The organism is Streptomyces sp. NPDC054796 (genome assembly GCF_053611545.1).
In genome coordinates this window covers 1-1923 of record NZ_JBSHAO010000157.1, presented here as the reverse complement: position 1 = coordinate 1923, position 1923 = coordinate 1, and the positions used below count along the sequence as shown (strand labels likewise).

General features: G+C 66.1%; 2 protein-coding genes. Both read right to left on the bottom strand.

Annotation, left to right across the window (positions count from 1 at the left end):
- Window positions 1-378: hypothetical protein (locus ACWGJ2_RS40335; RefSeq protein ID WP_453351401.1), on the bottom strand; the 378-nt coding region annotated here is incomplete at its 3' end.
- A gap of 70 nt (window positions 379-448) precedes the next feature.
- Window positions 449-1642, bottom strand: coding sequence for a hypothetical protein (locus tag ACWGJ2_RS40330; protein WP_453351400.1), 1194 nt, complete (start codon window positions 1640-1642; stop codon window positions 449-451).
- Window positions 1643-1923 lie beyond the last annotated feature (281 nt).

Sequence of the window (1923 nt, the reverse complement as noted above, 5' to 3'; positions counted from 1 at the left end):
GGACTTGGGGAACTGGATGCTGCCGCCTGCGTCGCGCAGCCACGCTTCACCGCCGAAGCTCACTGACGGCGGCCACGTCACCAGAGTCTTGCGCGTATGCGTGAACCCGAACCGCCGCAGCATCCGGATCTTCCACCTCAGCCGCCTCCACCACATCCCGTCACGATCGAGCCAGAGGGTGTAGCCGACCACGATCACGTCCTGGCGCCCCACGTTGATGACCGAGGTCGACATCACCCAACGCCCGTCTTCCTGGCGATCGCGTATCGCAAGGACCTGCACCCTCCCACCCGTCAGCCAGTGACTCCAGACCTGCCAGACCACTCCGAAAGCACCGGTAACCGCACCGAACACAGCAAGCGCAGACGTCCAACTCATGGTCAGCGAACGTATAGACGGGCCCGTGAACGCGCCAGAGGGCCTTTCGCAGCCTCTGGATCAAGGGGATCTACGGCCCAGGGCGTACGGCGGCGGTGGCCGAAGTTCGCGCCTTGGGCAGCACGATGCCTTGGGCCTGAGCCATCGCCCCCGGCCGTAGCGTCCATGGCACGGGGCTCGTGTCCATTAGCCATTCGTTCGACAGCAGCCGCCGCACGATGAAGCCGCGCACCGAGCGACAGACGTTCCAGCCCAGGCCCGAGCACAGCTGGTTGTGGGAGGGGCCGTGGCCGTGCTCGACCCGGAATGCCACGGTGAACTCGGCTGCCTGCGGGCCGCGGTCAGGGTGGGTCTCTTTCCACTCGCCGTAGGCGTTCTTGATCCACTTGGGGGTGAACTGCGGGTGGACGCGCTCCGTGAATGCCGCAGCGACCTGTCCCGGATCGAGCGCGCACACAGCGCAGTACTCGACAGCTTCGGCGTGCCGTCGCAGCGCGGGGGTTGCCGCATGCTTCCACTGGGTCCAGGCGTCAGGGTCGAACCGAACCGCTGGCCGCGTGCGTCGCTCGACCTGGCCTTCTGCCTTCGCAGCCTCGGTCGTCTGCTCGCCTTCGGCGGGGCGGCGCAGTCCCGACAAGTGGCGTACGGCCAGGTCGAGGCGGTAGTGGTCCTCGGACAGTTCCGTGAGGAACCCCTTCTGCAGGAGGTCGGGCAGAGCAGCGCGGCAGGCTTCGGGGAAGTCGGACGGGATCTGCCCGAGGAGCTTGGACGTGCTGTGTGCCGTGAGGAACAGACCGGCCAGCCGCCCTGCAGGAGGGAGCTTCTTGATCGGCTTGGCGGACAAGACACGCGTTGTCCATCCGGACACCCGCGAGCGTACGTTCTTCCCGAAAGGAAGCGGGCGATCATCGGTCTGGGTCAGGTTTGGGACCGTGATCGGGACTGGAGTCGCGGGATCGTCGTCGAACAGGGCGTCGCTAATCTGCCAACCCAGGTGGCGAAGGGCATCGATGGCTTCGCGTGCATCGCCGAGCCGGAGAGCGGACAAGTCCGCCCCGGTGAGGTTGCCGACACCACCACGTGCGGCCCGGATGGCCACTACCACGGCAACGAGCTGAGCGTCAGGGCCAGGCAAGGTGAGGGAGGACGCATAGCTCAGCAGCGTTCGCGCGGCTTCGCCTTGTTGGGAACTCAACAAGAACGGCTGCGACGGAGCGGCTGGGGTGGCGCTGACCTTGCTGGAGCTGGATGCATTCTTCGGCACGACGGCTCCAACGCATAGAGAAGGGGCTGGTCACTATGCATGCTCCATCTGGAGCAGACGAGATAGCGAATTCCCTGTTCCGGTGTCGGCCCTTCTGAGTAACCCCAACACCTCGGGTACAGGGTGGGTGACGCCTCACGGGCGCCCCCCCCGCCAGAGCCCTCACAGGCCCCAAAGACTTCAACACGCTGAACTTGACAGAGAAGTGCCGCAGCCTGGCCAGCCGCTACCGGCCCCAGGACCGCCGGGCCTGGATCAAGGTCAAGCACGCCGACACGCAG